This is a genomic window from Peribacillus sp. NPDC058002 (assembly GCF_042886655.1).
GTDB classification, from domain to species: domain Bacteria; phylum Bacillota; class Bacilli; order Bacillales; family DSM-1321; genus Peribacillus; species Peribacillus aracenensis.
On the sequence record NZ_JBHVQU010000461.1, the window covers coordinates 1 to 1,742 of the forward strand.

Sequence of the window (1,742 nt, forward strand, 5' to 3'; positions counted from 1 at the left end):
TCCAAATGGGCTTGGTTATAAATTATATGCTGATGCAATTTATGAACGGTTCCTTGATAACATCAAACGAGAAAAGGCTGTAGCAGGCCTTCCATCTAAGCTGCATGCCCGTTCTGAATTTGAATTATCGGAAATTGACCACTATGGAAAAATGAGCGGGTTCCGTCCAAGGGGCGGCTATTTCACTAGCAGTGAAAAGGGCAGTGTGATTGAATATACCTTCAAAGGGAGTATGCTTGGTGTGAAACTGCTTAGAAGTCCTGATGGCGGGGAAGTGAATGTATGGATCGATGGAAATGAAATCACCACTTTGAATACGTGGTGGCCATTTGCTCGTGAAAGATATTTATTTGTCACGAATGGGCTTCATCCCGGTTCACATACTGTCCGGTTTGAGGTGACTGGCAGGACTAAGGCAATGGAACTTACCACCATTCCATTTGTCCGGATCGCATCAATCATCACGGATTGAATCCCACCCAATATTAAAATAACCCCCTATCCATTTCTGATAGGGGGTTTTCCAATCAATCAAAAAGCTTTTTGTATTCTCCGTATCCTTCTCTTTCAAGGTCTTGGAGCGGGATGAACCTTAATGAAGCAGAATTGATGCAATAACGTAAACCCGACGGTCCCGGTCCATCATTGAAAACATGACCCAGATGGGAATCGGCCGTTTTTGAGCGAACTTCGATCCTTCTCATGCCATAACTCGTATCGAGGTTTTCCACCACTTCCTCTTCTTTAAGCGGTTTAGTGAAGCTTGGCCAACCGCAGCCTGAATCGAACTTTTCCTTTGAAGTGAAAAGAGGATTACCTGAAACGATATCCACATATAATCCTTCCTCCTTCATATTCCAATATTCATTGTTAAAGGCGGGTTCCGTTCCAGAATTTTGTGTAACTTCATATTGAATCGGAGTGAGTTTCTTTTTTAATTCTTCTTTACTTTTCATTTTTTTCCCCCCAGTGATGTTGTATGAATGCTTTCCGTCCTGAGCCGATCGAATATCTTTCATAATGCTCAGGTTGCTTTTTATAATAATGCTGGTGATATGTCTCAGCTGGATAGAATGTTTTGGCTGATATTATCGGAGTTACGATCGGTCCAGAAAATTTCCCGCTCTCCTGCAGCTTGGCTTTGGATGCTTCTGCAATTTCACGTTGGTTTTCGTCATGATAAAAAATCGCCGTTTGATAGGAACTTCCCCGGTCATAAAATTGCCCGCCAGCATCTGTCGGGTCAATTTGCTGCCAAAACAACTCGATAATCTTCTCATATGGATATACGCTTGGATCAAAGGTGATCTGAACGGCTTCATAATGTCCCGTGGTTTCAGAACAAACTTCTTTGTATGTGGGATTTTTCGTAGTCCCGCCTGTATAGCCAGAGATAACGGATTCGATGCCAGGCTGTTCATCGAACGGCTTCACCATGCACCAGAAACATCCACCTGCGAATGTTGCTTTCTCTAATTGCTTTGTCAAATGAAAATCCTCCTTTTTTTACAAACCATCCATTGAATGCATTTTAACGCTTTTATTTTACCCTGTAAAATAATATGCCGATCGAACCTTTTTACGAAAATGGTCCATTCCCTTTTAAAAAGGAGACACATGCCCATGCATAATTACATATGTTAAAAACATAATGGAAAAATGAGAGGTGTTGGAAATGAGCGATAAACAATCATATTCACAAAAATCGGTAACATATGGTTTACTATCGTCCTATAATAAAA

The 1,742-nt window shown here is 41.2% G+C and carries 2 protein-coding genes and 1 pseudogene; 1 reads left to right on the forward strand and 2 read right to left on the reverse strand.

Annotated elements, in window-relative coordinates; translation table 11 throughout:
- Positions 1–472 (forward strand): annotated as a pseudogene (locus ACFVSH_RS26300) (hypothetical protein); the annotation flags it as partial.
- 55 nt (positions 473–527) lie between these two features.
- Here ACFVSH_RS26300 and msrB read toward each other — a convergent pair.
- A complete protein-coding gene (gene msrB, locus ACFVSH_RS26305) occupies positions 528–956 on the reverse strand; it encodes a peptide-methionine (R)-S-oxide reductase MsrB (RefSeq protein WP_260288149.1) in 429 nt (142 codons plus the stop codon).
- Positions 946–1,437, reverse strand: coding sequence for a peptide-methionine (S)-S-oxide reductase MsrA (gene msrA, locus ACFVSH_RS26310; RefSeq protein ID WP_387708751.1), 492 nt, complete (start codon positions 1,435–1,437; stop codon positions 946–948). The genes msrB and msrA overlap by 11 nt, the downstream gene beginning before the upstream one ends.
- Positions 1,438–1,742 lie beyond the last annotated feature (305 nt).